Below are 18,767 nucleotides of genomic sequence, written 5' to 3'. Positions count from 1 at the left end.
AATGCAACGACGTTTGTCGCATACCTATTTTCTCTGCCGTTTGCTCTAACGCAGAAATGCAGTCATCACAAATAGGGTGACGTTTCGCGAACTCAAGCAATGGCGGAATAGTCAGACTTAAACTTTGAAAAGCAGAACTTCGTACCTCATCACTTACCGAGCGATCGTCAGATAGACTTTGAATCTCTTGATGAGCATTTTTTAAGTAATGTAGCGCAGCCTCTGTTTTGTCTTGGCACTCGAACAAATGCGCTAAGTTATGCATCGCCGCGACCCATCCAAATAGCAGCTCCCTATCGCTAACTTGGTGCGACCACTGACTCTCTATCATTGCCACAGCTCGCTGATAACAATACTGTGCATCCATCCAAGCAGCCTCTTTAAAGTGTTGATTACCAGAGTTCATAAGTTGTTGCCAATTTTCCATTTCACCACCAATGCAATAACACAAGATTTAAAACGATATGAATGACAACCTAGTTGCGACTGTTTCGCCGCCGCTATCATCCATCACCATTCATCTAAGAGTTCTAGATGATAATGATTATCAATTACATTAGCATGAGTGATAAATTCGCTCAAATGCCAAACCGATAATTTACGTATGTAAAGAACTCAGCTGAAATGAAAGAGACACCCTGGATCGTTTTGGAATAGATATTAGCTGCAAAACACCTGCGAAACAGGTTTGAAAATAGAAGCAGCTGCAGGCGTTGCAGCTATCAATGAGGAGGAACTAACAGAAAAAATACTATTAGAGCGTTAATGTCATAAATACACTATAGGGATCGGTTTTATAATCGGCAAAAGGCTCGCATTCTATAAAGCCAAATTGCTCGTATAATCTTTTAGCTGGCAAAAAAGCAGCCATTGCCCCCGTTTCTAAACTTAATTTTTTATAACCACGATTTCTGGCTTCAGCGATAATATGATTAAGCAACATTTGTGCGACCCCCTGTCGGAGAAACTGACTTGCAGTGCGCATCGACTTTATCTCACCATGGGTCAAGTCCAATTCTTTTAACGCACCGCAACCAGCCAACTGTTCGGCTTGAAAACTGACTTGCTGTTGATTGTTTTGCCATACGCTCCAAAATGTTACCTCTTTGGCTGCAAGCCCAGAGACGTCAAGTGCGTGTACACTTTCAGGTGGCGAATGTAATGCCATATCTTTATGGTGCTCAGCAAGCAATGACAGCACAAGAGGGTGTTGCAATTGCCCTAATAATATTTCCATAATCCCCCGAGTTAACTAAATAAATTGCACTTAATGTGACCTGATACTTTAAAATACCTCTATAGTGCCATCAAGCAAAGAAAGTCCCCTTTTAAGGCAACCGTTAAACAATAAACTGACTATTGCCCTACTTCTCATCTTATTTATAAGCCTTTTTCACTAACGCTAAACACCGTGGTATATTAGCGCCCATATTTCATTAGGTTGTTAAAAAGGTCATTTCATGAAAATCGGCATTATCGGCGCTATGGAGCCAGAAGTTGCGCATTTAGTTGCGTCAATGACAAACCCAAGCTCTAACACCATCGCAGGTATCGAGTTTGTTGCGGGTCAATTAGCAGGTAAAGAAGTGATTGTCACTCGCTCTGGTATCGGCAAAGTTACAGCCAGTATCGCAACAACACTGCTTATCGAAAAGTACGCTCCAGATGCCATCATCAACACTGGCTCTGCAGGTGGTTTTGTTGACGATTTAGCCATTGGCGATATCGTTATTTCATCAGAAGTGCGTCACCACGATGTTGATGTTACCGCTTTCGGTTATGAAATTGGTCAAATGGCACAACAGCCTGCTGCGTTTATTCCTGATGCAAACTTAGTTAGCGCTGCGCAAAAAGCTGTTGCAAGTCTTGGTGAAGTAAAAACCATTGAAGGCTTAATCTGTACCGGCGATAGCTTTATTTGTGATCCTATGCGTACCAAGACGATGTTGGAAAACTTCCCAACTATGGCGGCATGTGAAATGGAAGGCGCGGCAATTGCACAAGTATGTCATCAATTTGGTGTACCTTTTGTGGTTATCCGCTCACTGTCTGACAATGCTAACAACGACTCGCCAGTTGATTTCGATGAGTACATTGTTAAAGCAGGGCATCACTCGGCATTAATGGTTATTGCGCTACTTGAACAACTTTAAGCTAAACAGCTTTAGTCGTTTCATAAAGTAGAATAAAACAAGGATAGCGCGGCAATATGGTTCCAGAGTTTACTAAAATCTTTTCCCAAGATAGTCAGCTTTACACTGGAGCCTTAGTGCTTTTAGTGTCAGTTTTACTGGCACGCATCGCCCCTTTGCCACGCAACCTTCAACCACTTGAATGGCTATCTCAAGTCGCCAAAAACCTCAGTGTTAAAGTCAATCATACTCGCCGAGCCAGCTCGCAGCAGTTAATAGCTGGCACTTTAGCAATGTTGCTGCTTATTGTTCCTTTCTGGGCGTTAATTAGCTTTTTTGTTGAACTAGCTGAGTTTCCTTGGTTTTTTGAAGCTATTGTTATTTACCTTTGCTTACAAGACGATCACTTTCGTTATATCGCTAATGAAGTCGTCATATCAATTAAGCGTGATAATAAAGTCCGCGCTCGCAGTTTATTAGCACCTTGGCTTAACCGCTCTACACAGTCACTATCAAGCGTGGGCTTATGTAAGGCAACAATTGAACGACTTTCAACGACCTCCATTTATGGTACCGTATCGGCTATTTTGTTTTACTCAATTGGCGGCATTCCTTTATTTATTGTGGCTAGAATGCTTAAACAGCTTGAGTTTTGCTGGCCTATTTATAATCCACAGTACCGTCACTTTGGCATGCCTGTTTACGCGTTAAGCACGGTTATCCACTTTATTCCGGCTAAATTATGGTCACTAAGCCTTGCCATTCAAGGGGGGCCACAAAGCTTAGCAGCAATGTTTAACCCTAAAGTGAATGGTGTGCCGATGAACGAATATCAAACCTGTGAAGTTGTTGCCTGTGCGCTTAAGATTGAACTTGGTGGGCCAGTCAAATTTAACGACCTCAAAGTCAATATGTCAAAACTCAATTATGGCTGTCATCCCCAAGAGAATGATGTACAAAGAGCGCTAAAAATCAACTCAATCGCCTTTAGTTTATGGGCGCTGGGGATCATTGTGCTACCGGGGATCTGGGCCGCATTAAGGGTTATCCAAAGTTAGCTGAAGCAAAACTCATGTAGCCTATTTCAGTTATCATCAATAAGTCGACTAGCTGCAGTGTGAATATTATTTAAGTTTACTCAATTCTCGGCGCTTATTTGCTCACAAGAATGTCACTATCTTGTATAAATTGTTGGCATTGGTATCATCCCTTATACACTATGTTATCTCGGTTTAAGGCAGATCCTTTTGTTCGATAATATTCACGTTTCTCTGACAACGCCCGCGTTACTTTTTCCAGCAATCTCATTGCTGTTGTTAGCCTATACTAACCGCTTCTTTTCGTTAGCCGCACTGATCCGCAACCTAAGTGCAGATGGTAAACCCATTCAAAGCGATCAAATTAAAAACTTGCGTCAACGCATTAGCATTATCAGACGTATGCAAGAGTCTGGGGTTCTCAGTTTTGCACTTTGCGTGTTATGCATGATTTTTATCTACATAGGTTTTAATAAAACAGGCTCATTTATCTTCGGTTGTAGCCTGCTATTACTGCTGTACTCTCTGCTATTATCCGTTATCGAAATTCGCATTTCAGTTGATGCACTAAATATTCACCTTGAAGAGATGGATAAATGATCGATTGGATCTATTTTTTTGACCTTTGCGGTACTGCTGTGTTTGCCCTATCTGGTGCACTTGCCGCTGGTCGACATAAGATGGATCCTTTTGGTGTATTAGTTCTCGCCTCGGTCACCGCTATTGGCGGAGGTAGTATTCGTGATGCGTTATTAGGCACCACGCCTGTATTTTGGATCCAAGATCCCAACTACATTATTGTTATTTTAGCCACTGTAATACTGAGCTTTGTTTTTATCCGTAAGCCTAAGCGCGTGCCACGTTATATTCTTCCTGTAGCTGATGCTTTTGGTTTGGCATTGTTCACAGTTATTGGTGCAGAAAAAGCATTAAACCTTGGTTTAGACGGTATGACAGCGGTAGTCATGGGATTGATCACTGGTGTTGGTGGCGGCATTATTCGTGATTTATTGTGTCAACAAGTCCCTATGGTGCTACGCACGGAGATCTACGCAACCGCATCGATTGTCGGTGGCATAAGCTATACCATTAGCCTTTATTGGGGCGCAGCCGATATGTTTGCCTTATTATTTGCAATGAGTACCGCTCTCATGATTAGATTAGCTGCGATTCGTTGGCACCTTTCCTTACCTGCTTTTGATTTAAAGACACCGCGATAATGAAATTAGGATTTGTTAGTTTACTATTTTTGCTTATGAGTTTGCCTGCTAGCGCCAACATTGGCGATATGCCAAAAGAGCAGCAACTTGCAATAAAATATATCCAAGCCCTCACCCATCAAGACTATACCGGCTTGAGTCGTTTCTATAATCGAGAAAGCGTGTTTAACGACAGAACAGCTGGTCGAAAATATACTGGCAAGCGTCATATCCTTCAGTTTTTAAAACGTGCCCACCGTGGCGTGCTTGAATACAACTTTAATATTGAACATATGTTCAATACAGGCTCATTAGTGGTGTTAATAGGAAATTATCGTTATAAAGGCCCCGGAGAGTTATTTGGCAAACCAGGCAGAATTATTGATATCGCCATTCCTGGAGTCACAACATTAAAGTTAGATATGACCCACGAACGAGTAACTGAACATCAAGACTTAATCGACTACCAAACCATGGCTGATCAACTCGCAGTTCAATAGTGCTAGGCTAGATAAGCAAAACAGCGGCCATAGATCACATTTAGTCCAATTCAATGGAAACTTTTTAGTAATCGTCAGTCAAAGTAATAAGAACTTTGTAAGCTGTAGGTTGTTATGAGAGTTATCAATGTTATTCGCGCTTTTATACTACTATCACCACTGACGTTAAGTCCTGCATTCGCAATTGAGCAGCCCATAGTCGTGTCTTTCGCCGATCAGCCTATCAATACCTTTAACCAGCAGCTAAAACAAGCTCAGCAACAGCATCGAGACTGGAGTCAACAACCTGAATCAATTTCTAAGCACTATGCAGGGGCTAATTTTCGCGTTGCGAAGGTAAAGCAGTACCAAGGTAAAGTGTTGACTTACAATGTTAGCGCAGGTAATAGCAAGCATCCTAAAATGCTACTGATCCTGTCAATGCAAAAACAGCGTAATAATTGGAAGCTAGATGGCGCCAGATTGACCTGGAAATGCAAAAACGGCCAGCATTTTAGTACTGACCGTTGTTCAATTAACGATTAACAAGCTGATGGCTTGTTAATCTTACTAGCATAAAAGCAGATTAAACTAGCGTAATTTTAGCGAACTTGCGCTTGCCAACTTGGAATACGCCTGAAGTACCAGCAGTTAATTGTAGACGAGTGTCTTCAATCTTATCGCCATCAATCTTAGCTGCGCCTTGTTTGATCATGCGCATTGCATCAGATGTCGAGCTTACCAGTCCTGCTTCTTTTAATAAGTTTGCAATAGCGATACCTTCACCAGCAGCAATCTCTAACTCTTGAATGTCATCAGGGATATTGCCTTTCTGGAAGCGGCTAATAAACTCTTGATGCGCAGCTTCTGCAGCGGCATCATCGTGGAAGCGTGCGATGATCTCTTTTGCTAAAGCAATTTTTACATCACGAGGGTTGGCCCCAGCTTCAACGTCAGCTTTAAACTGTTCGATTTCGGTCAATGGACGGAAAGATAACAGCTCAAAGTAGCGCCACATTAACACGTCTGAAATAGACATGATTTTACCAAACATCTCACCTGCAGGCTCACTCACACCAATGTAGTTGTGGGCCGACTTAGACATTTTCTTAACGCCATCTAAACCTTCAAGTAGTGGCATCATGATAACCGTTTGCGGCTTTTGACCAGCAGACTTCTGTAGCTCACGACCCATTAATAGGTTGAACTTCTGATCTGTACCACCCAATTCAACGTCAGCTTCTAGTGCAACTGAGTCATAGCCCTGTAGTAACGGGTACATAAACTCATGGATGGCAATGGCTTGACCTGAACCGTAACGCTTTTTAAAGTCGTCACGCTCCATCATACGCGCCACGGTTTGTTGCGACGCTAGGCGGATCATGCCCGCAGCACCTAATGGCTCTAACCATGAAGAGTTAAATTCAATACGTGTCTTAGCTGGATCTAAGATTTTAAACACCTGCTCTTTATAAGTTTCAGCGTTGGCTAAAACCTGTTCGCGCGTCAGCGGTGGACGAGTGCTGTTCTTACCACTTGGATCACCAACCATACCGGTGAAGTCACCAATCAAGAAAATCACTTCATGGCCTAGCTCTTGGAAGGTACGCATCTTGTTTAAGATTACCGTATGACCAAGGTGAATATCAGGAGCTGTTGGGTCTGCGCCAAGTTTAATTTTTAACGGACGACCTTCTTTTAACTTCTCCAGCAAGTCCGCCTCGAGTAATATCTCGTCGGTGCCACGTTTTATTTCTGCTAATGCTTGCTCTAAATCAGCCATTTTGGCGCTTACTCCTGGGAGCCTAATCAAAAAAATATGGGCACTAATGTTACTTGTTAGCAAGCACAAATGAAAGTGTGTAAACTAAAGGGATCACTAAGAAAGAGTTAATTTGGTATCAAGGTCAATGGGAAAGGTTATAACTTTATTTAAATTACTGCCAAAATTACATCAAATGCTCTTATGCGGTTTAGTTTTTGTCACGTTAATTATTATCTTTATGCCGTCAGAAGAAGTACAGGCATCAAAACAAACCCCTTCTGCAAACGGAGAATATGAGGTTAATACACGTTATGACGTTCCATTAGCCTTTAGAGAACCCACTCCACCATCCGCGACATTAAGCGGATCAACACCCGAACAACGCAACCGTAAGCAGCAACTCGCCCCGAGTGCGGCTAAAGACAGCGTTACAGTCACGGAAACAGCTGTTAAACCAGAGCCACCCGCGCCCAAACTTAACGAAAAGCGCTTTCAAGTAAAAAGCGGTGATACTTTAGCAGCGCTTTTTGAACGTGCCGGCTTAACAGCCAAAGACGTTTATGATGTCACTCAGTTACCAAAGGCGAAAAAAAACCTGCTTAAAATTATGCCAGGAGATAATCTCGTCATCGCAAAAAGTGAAGATGGTAAGCTGGTTCAACTTAGGTATCACCTCGATAAAATTACCACACTTATTGTTGATAATGGCCCTGAGGGTTATAAAGAATCAATTGTTAAAAAAACCGTAGAAGCCCGCTCAAAATTCGCCAGTGCAACCATTGAAAATAACTTCTGGAATGCTGGCGTAAACGCAGGCCTAACACCAAATCAGATCATGCAGCTGGCAACGATTTTTGGTTGGGATATCGACTTTGCTTTAGATCTGCGCAAAGGTGACGAGTTCTCAATGATCTTTGAGGAAGAGTTTGCCGATGGTGAATTTTTGAAAAACGGCAATATTCTCGCAGCAGAGTTTATTAACCAAGGCGACCGCTATACGGCCGTGCGCTATAAAGACGGCAGTTATTACTCAGAAGATGGCCGCAGCATGCGTAAGGCTTTCCTGCGCTCACCCGTTGATTTTAAGTATGTTAGCTCGAGTTTTAATCCACGACGATTACACCCTGTAACAGGTCAAGTAAAAGCCCATCGTGGAGTGGATTATGTTGCTGCAGTTGGTACACCAATTAAAGCTGCTGGTAATGGTCGAGTCATTAAATCAAGCTACAACCAATACAATGGTAATTATGTGTTTATTAAGCACAATGATACTTACACCACCAAATACCTACACCTGACCAAGCGCAAAGTAAAAACAGGTCAATCTGTTAAGCAAGGGCAAATTATTGGCACCCTAGGTTCTACAGGGCGAGTCACAGGGCCACACTTACATTATGAGTTCATTGTTAACGGCGTACACAGAAATCCGCGCACAGTTAAATTGCCAAAATCGGATCCTATCGCCAAAAAGGAAAAAGCCCAGTTCGCTCAGCTAAGCAAAACCATGATGGCAGAGCTCGCTCAGCATAAACAAGTTGCGATTGCAGCGCACTAGCGCTGCCCGCTTTCCCATGTATTGTTGCTAACAAGCGCATTAAATAGGTCTGAAACTATGCAAAACAGTTATTATGTAGGCTTAATGTCTGGCACCAGTATGGATGGTATCGACGCTGTATTAGTGAGTTTTGACGGTGATATACCAACATTAATAGCCTCTCACACAGAAGCACTACCACAAGCATTACTTTCGAGCTTACAAAAGCTTTGCCTACCCGGGAACGATGAAATCAATCGACTTGGCCATTTAGACCGAAGCATGGGGATCTTATTTGGCAAAGCAACCAATGCCCTGCTAGCCAAGGCTAAAGTCGATAAGTCACAGGTTGTTGCTATTGGTAGCCACGGCCAAACAGTGCGACATATGCCTAATCTAGACATGGGGTTTACTCTGCAAATTGGCGATCCAAACACCATCGCCGTTGAAACAGGTATTAACGTAATTGCTGACTTTAGGCGCAAAGATGTTGCCCTAGGTGGTCAAGGTGCCCCTCTCGTCCCGGCCTTTCACCAGCACGTATTTGCCAGCCCAGATCACCAGCGCATCATTTTAAATATTGGTGGCATAGCTAATATCACCTATTTACCGGGCAACAGTGATGCCGTAACAGGCTTTGACACAGGTCCAGGCAATGGCTTAAGTGACGCTTGGATCCAGCACCAACTCGGTCAGCCTTTCGATAAAGCGGGCGCCTGGGCGAAGTCGGGCACAACCGATCAAAAAATGCTAAAGCATTTACTATCTCACCCTTACTTTGCACTTTCAGCTCCCAAGAGCACAGGTAGAGAGCTGTTTAATCAAGCTTGGGCGGAACAACAACTATCCGAATTTGGTTACCTCAATGAGGCCGATATCCAATCGACTTTATTAGATTTGACCTGTTATAGCATTGCAAACGACGCGCTAAAATTGGTAGAGAATGGCGAAATGTATGTGTGCGGTGGCGGTGCCTATAACGATGAGTTAATGTACCGATTACGCAAGTTATTGCCTAATTATAAAGTGGTGACGACAGCAGAACTTGGTATGGATCCGCAATGGGTTGAAGGCATTGCTTTTGCTTGGTTAGCCATGCGCTATCACTTAGGGTTACCCGGCAATCTGCCAGCTGTGACAGGCGCATCAAGAGAAGCCGTACTTGGCTCCTTCTACCCTGCTGCGTAAGCTAGGTTAATACAACAGCTTGTGCTGTAGCTTTATCACATCACGTTTATAGTTTTGCGATAAGGTCATCAGCAAGCTGTTGCCATTAGCAATATAGGTCATTGACCCCGAACGCGGAATACTCCCCGGTGGCAGCTTTAAAATAGGTGTGATCAAACCAGTATTGAAACGCCAAAAGTTAATCAATTGGTAACCTTGACGGTTTTGCCTAAAATACACGCCTTTATCATTCGCCACCCAGTTATACCCTTCACCAAAATGGTTCGCACTTATCAGTTCAGTGACTGAATCTGGATTTGCTAACGACAACACCCATAAACCACCTTTTCCAAGCTGAGTAAACACTAACTTATCGTCATTAATCATCTTACCTAAACGCATATTTACCGGGCTAATCACCTTAGGCAGACGATTATCAAGATAGAACTCGGTGATGCCATCTTTACTGCGTGCTAACACCATCTCATCATTCCAGCCCCAACTTGGACGATTATGATCTAAATATGGTGTAGCCAAGATACTTATATTGGCAGTTTGCATATCCAATACATGTATTTTATTGCCTTCGTTCTTATCATCCGGCGCTAAGAAGGCCACTTTACTGCCATCATGTGACCAACTTGGATAGGCTACTCGGCGTTTAAGATCGGTATGCTGTCGGCGCTGCTTACCCTCTATATCGCTCGTCCAAATTTCATTGAATCCGGTTTCATTAGATACATAGACAATGCGCTTAGCTTGCTCTGAATAATCAGGGTTTCGGTAGCTATATTCGACCTCTAATAGCGGGAATGTGGCTGTCGGGATAGATTGCTCTAATGCAAATGAGGCAACGCTATAGTCACGCATGTAATTTGAGTACACCAGCTCATCACTATTTGGGATTGAGCGTGGGTAGCTCATCCCTTCAACCTCTAATGGCATCACTTTAATATCATCAATACCAACGATATAGCCATTACGCACCCCGGAGTTTTCTGTACTAAAGATCAGCCGTTCACTGTCTTGGTGCCAACTCAAACCACGTATATCTTCAAGACCAAAGGTTAAACGTTTTTCGGCTCCGGTCTCTATATTAACGATAAATATGTCCTCTGAAATATTACCAAAGCGCCGAGCAATCGCCAGCCATTGGCCATCGGGACTAAAAGCAAGATCTCTATCGCGATAGCTGCAGCCTTCACTGCAGGATAAGCGTTGTGGGCTTGGGTCGGCTTCACGCAAAGATAACTCATATAAGCCTGAACCAGCGCCTTCTGAGCCGTCCCAGATGTATACCAAACGGCTACTATCAGGCGCGATATCAATCGCTGAGCTATAGCTATAACACTCAGCCAACCGACTAGCTTCATTACTGGCTAAATCTAACTTAGTTAAATAGCATTTATTTTCGCTGCGATGTTCAGAACCGTAATAAAGACTTCCACCATCAGGGCTCCAAATAGCTCTTATTTCTGAGCTTTTGGTAGAGGTTAAACGCTTAGGTGTTTCTGTCGGATTTTGTAGATCTTTAAGATATAAACTGGAATATCGATTACTGCCTCTACTGCCATACACTAACCAGCGGCCATCAGGCGAAACAGCCGGATAAAGCTCTGATCCCGCTGCGGTTGTTAGATTTTGTTTCAGCGTTGGTACATAGCGAATGCTATCTTGATAGAGGTGGTAACCCCACATGGCTATCACCAGTAGAAGCGCAACGAAACCGCCAAATTGTAATCTGCGATTAAACACAGTTAAGCGGGATATTTTCAGTTCAGCCTGTTGAAAAAGGTCAAGGTCATCGACTAAGTCCGCTTGGTTAAATTCAGGCTCAAGTTGCAAGCGATAACCGGTTTTACGTACGGTCTCAATAAGCTGCTTATCACTTACCCTGCTCAGTTGTTTACGTAAATGCCATATCGCGTTAGTTAACGCTTTACTACCAACATAGCTATTACCTTCCCAAATAGTGTCAATTAACTCCTCTCGAGTCACCACATTCGGATAATGACGCGCTAAATAACTTAATACCTCAATGAATTTTGGTTGAATTGAGACCTTTTCAATACTCTGGTTAGTATCAGTTATCTGATAAAAATTTAAGCTATTATCACTAGGATTAACCTCACAGCTACCTAGTCTAAACATCGCTTCTTTTCTAATTTCCACCATACAAACTCCACTTTAAACCACAGGCCTAATCCCTACATACCCCTGCAACCTCTTAAAAACAACATCTATTCAACATAGATAAACGTTTCAGCACCAGACAAAAATATACAATAACTAAATGAAAAATAAAACAATAGATATTAAATAGATTTATAAACAACATAGAAACGACTCTCATCCTGTTGCTGGTAAATAACAAAATAATTACAACTAACCTCAGTTGACAACCAACAGCATTGTAATTGGAACATCGACCATTTCTGCCCCTGGAATGAACCGGACTGAATCTGACCTTGTCGTGCGCAAACAAGATTTAGACGTAGACAAAATTATAAGAAAAGGACAGTAACCAAATGAAACCTAACATGAAGCTATCAGCGATAAGTTTAGCCGTTACTATGGCTGCACTTACCCCTACAACCTTGTTTGCGGCAGAGGCAGCAGATAAGTCAAATGCGAAAGAAGAAATTGAAAAGATTGAAGTAACGGGTTCACGTATTAAACGTGCTGATTTTGAAGGTGTCGCGCCAGTAACCGTGATTACTGCAGACGATATTGCCAATAGTGGCCTAAACTCAATTTCAGAAGTACTACAATCATCAGTCGCCAACAATGGTGGCTCATTAAATGGTGAAAGTGACGGTTACACCGATAGCGCAAGCTCTGTCAACTTACGCGGAATGGGCGCAAACCGTACCCTAGTATTAATTAACGGTCGTCGTCAGGCATCATTCCCGAGTGCCGCAGGTGGTACTTCTAACTTTGTTGATGTATCGGATATTCCGACCGCTGCCGTACAACGCATTGAAATCTTAACAGGTGGTGCATCAGCAATTTATGGTTCAGACGCCGTAGGTGGTGTAGTCAATATCATCTTAAAGCAAGAATTTGATGGGGCAAAAGTCGCAGCTAAGTATACCGACCCAACTCAAGGCGGTGGTGAGCAACTCGACCTATCTTACCTGCAAGGTTTTAATACTGATAAAAGCCAAACCTTGTTAATGCTTGAATATAAAAAAGTTGAGTCAATCCAAACTTATCAACGTGATGATCTATATAGCCCTGCATACTATGAAAATGAAGATGGCGAGCTAACGTGGGGCGCAGGACCATTTGGTGATGCCGCACCTTCTAGCTGGTCTTCAAGAATCACTGATTACAGTAAAGTTTATCACGGAGATAAATACGTCAATCTTAATGAGCAGCAATGTAGTGATCTGTTTGGCGACAAGGGCATTTACCGCCCAGATTACAAATACGGTTGTTACTATGACAAATACGCCGACCGTGGCCTACAGTCAGCTTATGATCGGGTTAACTTAGTACTGAATACTACTTACGAGTTAAACGATGACTGGCAGCTATACGGTATGATCAATGCTTCTTATAAAGAAGCCACTAAATATAAAGATGAAAAAGGTTTTGGTACTAGCATCTATCAAGATGAAGTGACCGGAGCACTAAGTTATGACAAGTACGAGTTTGAAGATGACAACCGTTTCTACCTTGCTCGTAGAATGGAAGAATACCCAGGACCGCGTACCTATGATACTCAAAACACTAAAGCAGCCATCTCATTTGGCGCTGACGGTACTATAGGTGATTATGAGCTAGATATCTCTTGGTCAAGCAGCTACAACAAGTATGAAAAACAAAACCATCACATGGTGAGCGCTGATGCACTGCTTGATATTGTTACCTTTGATCCAAACGATGCCGATCCTTCTAAATGGTATCCACATAATGAGCTAACCACAGAACAAGCAAATATGCTTATTGCTGACTCGACTAAAAACTCAGATTCAAGCATGCACCAGTTCCAAGCGGTATTTACCGGTGATCTAATGGAGCTATCAGCTGGTACTGTTGGTTTTGCAACAACCGCAGAATGGGCACGTGAAAGCTATGAAGATACTCTGGATGAAGTCACTTCAAGCGGTGGTTTAATCGGTATGGGTGGCACTGGTGGTAAAGGCGACCGTGACCGTGTTGCTGTTGCCGGTGAACTACAAGTTCCTTTATTAGCAAACTTGCCAGGAGTTAAATCGTTAGATTTGTCTGCAGCATTGCGTTACGACCAATACTTAGATGATTCAGATGTGGGTGGCGCAACTACGCCTCAAGTAGGTCTTTCATACCGTCCTATTGAAGAGGTTATGATACGCGCTAACTGGGGTAAGAGCTTTAGGGCACCAGATATGCACCGTCTGTATGCAGGGCGAACTATCGGATTTGGTGGCACCGATTATCCACACCCGACAATTCCAGGTGAGATTTACGAAGATGACTACCGCTCACTCACTCAAGGTAACTTAAACCTAGAAGAGGAGAAAGGTGAGTTCTGGAACCTAGGTCTTGTAGCCAATATCACAGATAACGCCGACATCACGGTTGACTGGTGGAACATTGAGCTTGAAGGCGCAGTGAAAACTATCTCTACTGATGAAATGTTAGCCGATGACTCATACTACCAAACAGGCAATTACAATAGCTGTGAAGAGATGGATGTGGTTGGTTACCTGACAGAGTATGACGATGACGGCATCGAAAATATTGCTTGTATGCGTAAAGGCCCTATCAACAGTGCCTATGAAGCATCTGAAGGTATCGACACTAGCTTTAATTATCAGTTCCCAGAAACCGCGATTGGTGACTTTAAATTTAAAGTTGCAGCCTCTTACCTAATCAAGAAAGAGTACCAAGAGCGTGTTGATAGTGACATTGAAGAGCAGACTGAAACCGATTACTTCCCTAAGTGGAAAGGTAACGCTAGCCTAAGCTGGAGCTATGATGATTTCAGAGCAACAATCGCTTATTACTATACTGGTGAAGCCAAAGGCATTGATCTGTTTGAATATGTTGACGCTAACGGTGATGATGTTGAGTCAATGGAAACCGATACCTTAGATCCATACCAAATCGTCAATATTACCCTTAGCTACTACGCACCATGGGATGGCAAATTTACTGCAGGTGTAAAAAACCTAACTGATGAAATGCCACCGCTATACGATGAGCGTAACGATAAGCACAACGACTGGCCTTTTTACGAGGACGACAACAGCAGTTACTCAGCAGTAGGTCGTAGCGTATTTATTGGCTACTCGCAGAAGTTTTAATCTGGTGTAAACCTCCAATCACCACCAGACGCTTAGCGCCCTCTCTGGGCGCTTTTTTCTACCGTTAGCGTTATTGTCAGGAGATAAGAATGTCTCGAAAATCGCTCTTAAAGTTTGCCCTGATAGCTATTTGCAGCCCGCTATTTATTAGCAACGCAATAAGCAGCACCTATAAACTACCTAGCCAGCCACTACAAAATGTCGTCGAACAGACTAAAAATGTAAGCACTCGCTTATCTCCTGATAAGCAATGGCTTGCGGTGCTTACACCAAGAACACACCTAACCATAAACAACTTAGCCGCCAATGAACGTAAACTAGCGGGCCTAAGAGTGTCTAAACAATCACTCACGCCAAGCCGTGTTAAATATAGTTACTCGGCTATCGAGTTAGTTAATCTAAATAACCCAACCACAAATATCCAACTACCACTAGCAAACAATATGCAGGTAGCAAACGTTAGCTTCTCTCCAGATAGCCGCTTTTTAAGTTATATTGGCTTAACTGAAATAGGCGCCAATCTTTATATTTATGATATCGCAAAAGATGCCACAACCCAGCTAAATACAGGCCGCTTAAATGCCACTTTAGGGCTAAAATATCTCTGGAAAAATAACAGCAAAGGCATCTTTACTAACCTAGCAATAGCCCATGACACCCAAGCAAAAGCAACACTTGCCATTGCACCAAACATCAGTCAAACCATAGGCAAAAAAGCACCACGACGTACCTATCAAGACCTATTAAAAAATCCCCAAGATGAAGCTGAATTTTCTGCACTCACCACCAGCCAACTAAGCTTAATTGACCTGCAAGGGAACTCTATCGCCATAGGTAAGCCTGCAATCAACATCAGCTATAGTTTATCGCCTGACGATAAATATCTGATAGTAAAACGAGTAAAAGCGCCCTTTTCTTATATGGTGAAATACTATGACTTTGCACAAAGTGTAGAATTATTTAGCACAAGCGGTGAGCACTTAACTACGCTTGCTCAATTAGAAAGCAGTGAATATCGTCCACCGGGCAGCGACTCTGTTAGAAAAGGTCCACGGCTCATCCATTGGCGCACAGACAAACCAAGCACTTTAGCGTTTGTAAAGGCTTTAGATAAAGGAGATAGCCGCTTAAAGACTGCTTTTCGCGATCAATTACTGCAACTAACTGCTCCTTTTAATCAGCCACCTACACCACTGACCAAAACCCCTTGGCGGATCAGTAAAGTTCAGTGGGGAGAGCTCAATACTGCAGTCATTACTGAGCGCCAATCAGATAAAAAACAGATGCGCGTCAGCCTATTAGATACGTCAGCTAATAGTAACCAACAGCTTTCACTTTGGTACCAAAAAGCGATTCGCGACACCTACAAAGATCCGGGCCGACTTTACCGCCAAACGATAGATATCAATGGTGAGCAGCTAGGCCGTGTGGTGAAACTGTATAATAATGGTTTTTTACATTACGGCTTAGGTGCCTCTCCCCAAGGCCTAAAGCCTTTTCTAAAGTCATTACCTATTGAGCAACATAAGCCACAAGTGCACAAGACTCAAACCTTGTGGTCATCTGCCAATGACAAACTTGAGAGCATCAAATACGTAGTAAACCTCGAACCCTTACAATTAATTATTAGCAGACAAACCGCTGATACCCCGCCTGAATTAGTGATGCTTGATACTCAATCGGGGCTAGAGCGTAGTTTATATAAAAATGATCAGCCGCTTCAGGCCTACAAAGGCATGACCAGACAACTGGTGAATTACACCCGTAATGATGGTCTGCCCTTATCAGGCATTTTGTACTTACCAGCAAACTATAATAAAGCCGATGGTCCACTTCCCGTTTTAATGTGGGCTTACCCTAGAGAGTACAAAAATGCTGAAGTGGCCAGCCAAGTGAATTACTCAGCTAATCAATATCAACACATCAGCAGCAAAGGTCCCGTGCCATTTGTCGCCAATGGTTATGCGATTTTTGACAAAGTTGCAATGCCAATAGTTGGTGAGGGTAATGAGAAACCCAATGACAGCTTTAGGGATCAACTTGTAGCCAATGCCAGTGCCGCCATCGACACCTTAGTTAAAATGGGGGTAGCGGATAGAGAACGTGTCGCCATTGGGGGACACTCTTACGGCGCATTTATGGTGGCAAATCTACTTGCGCATTCAGATCTGTTCGCAGCAGGAATTGCCCGAAGCGGCGCTTATAACCGCTCACTAACGCCATTTGGTTTTCAGCATGAAAAGCGCAACTTCTGGGAGGCGCCAAGCCTGTATCAACAAATATCACCTTTTACTCATGCCGATAAGATTGATGAACCTTTGTTATTAATGCATGGCGAAATGGATTCAAACTCTGGAACTTACCCTATGCAGTCAGCAAGACTATTCAAGGCCATTAGAGGATTAGGTGGACAAGCTAGACTAGTCACCTTTCCTTACGAAAGTCATAGCTACAAAGCCAAAGAGTCAATCATGCATATGCTTTGGGAGCAGGAAAATTGGCTTGAGCAATATCTAAAACAAGCCCCTTCAGCAAAAACGGATACCGCCTTTGGTCAGTCCGTTACCAATGACACACAAGTGACTTTCCATTAACAAACCGATAGTGGGCTTAAGTCTGAAATGATGGCGTCTTTAGGCGCCATCTGCTTAGTTGCTCAAACACTATCACCACAACCAATTCATATAATAAATGGAACTTAGCCCTATGACACATTCAACACGCTTTTCCCGTTTAGTGGCGCTCCAATCTAAACTGATATTTGGCGGACTCATTGCTAGCTTAACTGCAACTTACACTTTTGCTCAAAGCCATGATAACCATAGCAACTCAGCGCCTTTTGCTCCGGTTATTGCGACAGAGTACTTACCAAAGAACATCATCTACCTCATCGGTGACGGTATGGGACCGGCTTACACCACTGCCTACCGTTATTATGCTGACAATCCACAAACAAAATCAGTCGAAAAAACTATTTTTGACCAACTACTTGTTGGCATGTCAAGCACTTACCCTGATGACGATACCTATGTCACTGACTCTGCCGCAGCAGCAACCGCGTTAGCCACAAGCTACAAAAGTTATAATGGCGCGATAGCCGTTGATCATCAACATGGCGCATTGCCAACCATTTTCGAAATAGCCAAAGCACAAGGAAAAAATACGGCGATTATTGTGACATCGCAAATCAACCATGCCACGCCTGCAAGCTTTTTAGCCCACAATGAGAGCCGTCGTAATTACGACCAGATTGCCGATAGCTATCTCAGCAATCTGGTGCACAAGCGTCCTGTAGCAGACTTGATGTTAGGTGGCGGCACACAATATTTTGTCAGAGCAGATCGAGATTTGACGATTGAATTCCAAGAGTTTGGTTACCAGTATGCTGATCAACTAACAGAGCTAAATAGCATAGACAGCCTACCAGCCTTAGGCTTATTTGCACCTAAAGGGTTACCGGCAGCCATAGAGAGCAATGACCCGTTAAGACTCACAACTATGACAGCCAAAGCACTAGAGTTATTAAGCCAACAAGATGCGCCATTTATTGCCATGGTTGAAGCAAGTCAAATTGATTGGTGCGGTCACAGTAATGATATTGCTTGCGCAATGACTGAAATGCACGACTTTGCCAAGACGCTGGCGCTAGCTAAACGTTATGTCGACTCCCATCCCGATACACTACTTATTGCAACAGCCGATCACTCAACAGGCGGACTAACCCTTGGCAGAGATGGTACCTATCAATGGCAGGGTCAGCTACTGCATCAGGTGCACAGCTTACCTCGCAGTATTGCCAAATTGATAATGGAAACGCCAAACGTACTGAATGACTTAAATGCATTTAGTGTTTTTTTACGCCCGCATATCAGTATCGATATAGAAGATAGAAAACTAGATGGCTTGCGTAAAAAATTGAATTCTCGACTAGCTCAACATAAAGCTGAGCAAATCATCACCGACGATCTAAAGCAAGCTATTGATAAGTTGACCTATACAGGATGGACTACTGGTGGGCATGACGCAATCGATGTGCCTGTTTATGCCTACGGCAAAGGTGCACTGTACTTTAGAGGTCATAAAGACAATACCGAAATCGCGTCAACCTTAATTCAAATGGTACAAGACGAGCGTTATCGACAAACTCCAACACAATAATC

The 18,767-nt window shown here is 43.1% G+C and carries 15 protein-coding genes; 11 read left to right on the top strand and 4 right to left on the bottom strand.

Translation table 11 applies throughout. The annotated features are described in order from the left end of the window. Together L884_RS21585 and L884_RS0102430 are read right to left on the bottom strand one after the other, a co-directional pair. On the bottom strand, positions 1-427 hold a 427-nt coding region (locus L884_RS21585), incomplete at its 3' end, for a DUF2753 family protein (RefSeq protein ID WP_051435497.1). 327 nt (positions 428-754) lie between these two features. Continuing rightward, complete coding sequence (locus tag L884_RS0102430; protein WP_028765998.1) at positions 755-1,237, bottom strand: GNAT family N-acetyltransferase; 483 nt, start codon at positions 1,235-1,237, stop codon at positions 755-757. A 223-nt stretch (positions 1,238-1,460) separates the two neighbouring features. On the opposite strand from L884_RS0102430, the gene L884_RS0102425 reads away from it, so the two are divergent. The 6 genes from L884_RS0102425 to L884_RS0102400 all read left to right on the top strand — a co-directional run bounded on the left by L884_RS0102425 (position 1,461) and on the right by L884_RS0102400 (position 5,393). Then, positions 1,461-2,153 (top strand): 5'-methylthioadenosine/adenosylhomocysteine nucleosidase, encoded by a 693-nt coding sequence (locus L884_RS0102425; RefSeq protein ID WP_028765997.1) that lies wholly within the window; start codon positions 1,461-1,463, stop codon positions 2,151-2,153. 56 nt (positions 2,154-2,209) lie between these two features. Beyond that, positions 2,210-3,190, top strand: a complete 981-nt coding sequence (locus L884_RS0102420) for a cobalamin biosynthesis protein CobD/CbiB (RefSeq protein WP_028765996.1) — start codon at positions 2,210-2,212, stop codon at positions 3,188-3,190. Between the two features lie 201 nt (positions 3,191-3,391). Further along, entirely contained in the window at positions 3,392-3,769 is a 378-nt protein-coding gene (locus L884_RS0102415) for a DUF2721 domain-containing protein (protein ID WP_028765995.1), read from the top strand. Next, a complete protein-coding gene (locus tag L884_RS0102410; RefSeq protein WP_028765994.1) occupies positions 3,766-4,389 on the top strand; it encodes a trimeric intracellular cation channel family protein in 624 nt (207 codons plus the stop codon). The genes L884_RS0102415 and L884_RS0102410 overlap by 4 nt, the downstream gene beginning before the upstream one ends. Next, entirely contained in the window at positions 4,389-4,868 is a 480-nt protein-coding gene (locus tag L884_RS0102405; protein WP_028765993.1) for a nuclear transport factor 2 family protein, read from the top strand. The genes L884_RS0102410 and L884_RS0102405 overlap by 1 nt, the downstream gene beginning before the upstream one ends. 114 nt (positions 4,869-4,982) lie before the next feature. Beyond that, positions 4,983-5,393 carry a hypothetical protein gene (locus tag L884_RS0102400; protein WP_028765992.1) on the top strand — a complete coding sequence of 137 codons (411 nt, stop codon included), beginning with the start codon at positions 4,983-4,985 and terminating at the stop codon, positions 5,391-5,393. A 40-nt stretch (positions 5,394-5,433) separates the two neighbouring features. Here the strand turns inward: L884_RS0102400 and tyrS are convergent, their stop codons facing one another. Beyond that, positions 5,434-6,630 (bottom strand): tyrosine--tRNA ligase, encoded by a 1,197-nt coding sequence (gene tyrS / locus L884_RS0102395; RefSeq protein ID WP_028765991.1) that lies wholly within the window; start codon positions 6,628-6,630, stop codon positions 5,434-5,436. Between the two features lie 127 nt (positions 6,631-6,757). Between tyrS and L884_RS0102390 the strand changes: the two genes are divergently transcribed. Together L884_RS0102390 and L884_RS0102385 are read left to right on the top strand one after the other, a co-directional pair. Next, positions 6,758-8,167 carry a peptidoglycan DD-metalloendopeptidase family protein gene (locus L884_RS0102390; RefSeq protein ID WP_028765990.1) on the top strand — a complete coding sequence of 470 codons (1,410 nt, stop codon included), beginning with the start codon at positions 6,758-6,760 and terminating at the stop codon, positions 8,165-8,167. Positions 8,168-8,224: 57 nt separating this feature from the next. Further along, positions 8,225-9,334: an anhydro-N-acetylmuramic acid kinase gene (locus tag L884_RS0102385; RefSeq protein WP_028765989.1), complete on the top strand. Its 1,110-nt coding sequence runs from the start codon at positions 8,225-8,227 to the stop codon at positions 9,332-9,334. 6 nt (positions 9,335-9,340) lie between these two features. Here the strand turns inward: L884_RS0102385 and L884_RS0102380 are convergent, their stop codons facing one another. Further along, a complete protein-coding gene (locus L884_RS0102380) occupies positions 9,341-11,488 on the bottom strand; it encodes a winged helix-turn-helix domain-containing protein (protein ID WP_028765988.1) in 2,148 nt (715 codons plus the stop codon). A gap of 353 nt (positions 11,489-11,841) precedes the next feature. Here L884_RS0102380 and L884_RS0102375 point away from each other — a divergent pair, with 353 nt between their 5' ends. From L884_RS0102375 to L884_RS0102365, 3 genes are all read left to right on the top strand, one after another. After that, positions 11,842-14,607: a TonB-dependent receptor plug domain-containing protein gene (locus L884_RS0102375; protein WP_028765987.1), complete on the top strand. Its 2,766-nt coding sequence runs from the start codon at positions 11,842-11,844 to the stop codon at positions 14,605-14,607. 89 nt (positions 14,608-14,696) lie between these two features. After that, positions 14,697-17,201, top strand: coding sequence for an alpha/beta hydrolase family protein (locus tag L884_RS0102370; RefSeq protein ID WP_028765986.1), 2,505 nt, complete (start codon positions 14,697-14,699; stop codon positions 17,199-17,201). A gap of 112 nt (positions 17,202-17,313) precedes the next feature. Next, on the top strand, positions 17,314-18,765 hold the full coding sequence (locus L884_RS0102365) for an alkaline phosphatase (RefSeq protein ID WP_028765985.1): 1,452 nt from the start codon (positions 17,314-17,316) through the stop codon (positions 18,763-18,765). Positions 18,766-18,767 lie beyond the last annotated feature (2 nt).

The organism is Shewanella fidelis ATCC BAA-318, from assembly GCF_000518605.1.
GTDB classification, from domain to species: domain Bacteria; phylum Pseudomonadota; class Gammaproteobacteria; order Enterobacterales; family Shewanellaceae; genus Shewanella; species Shewanella fidelis.
Note: the sequence above shows the minus strand (reverse complement) of the source record. Positions and strands in the feature narration are given on the sequence as shown.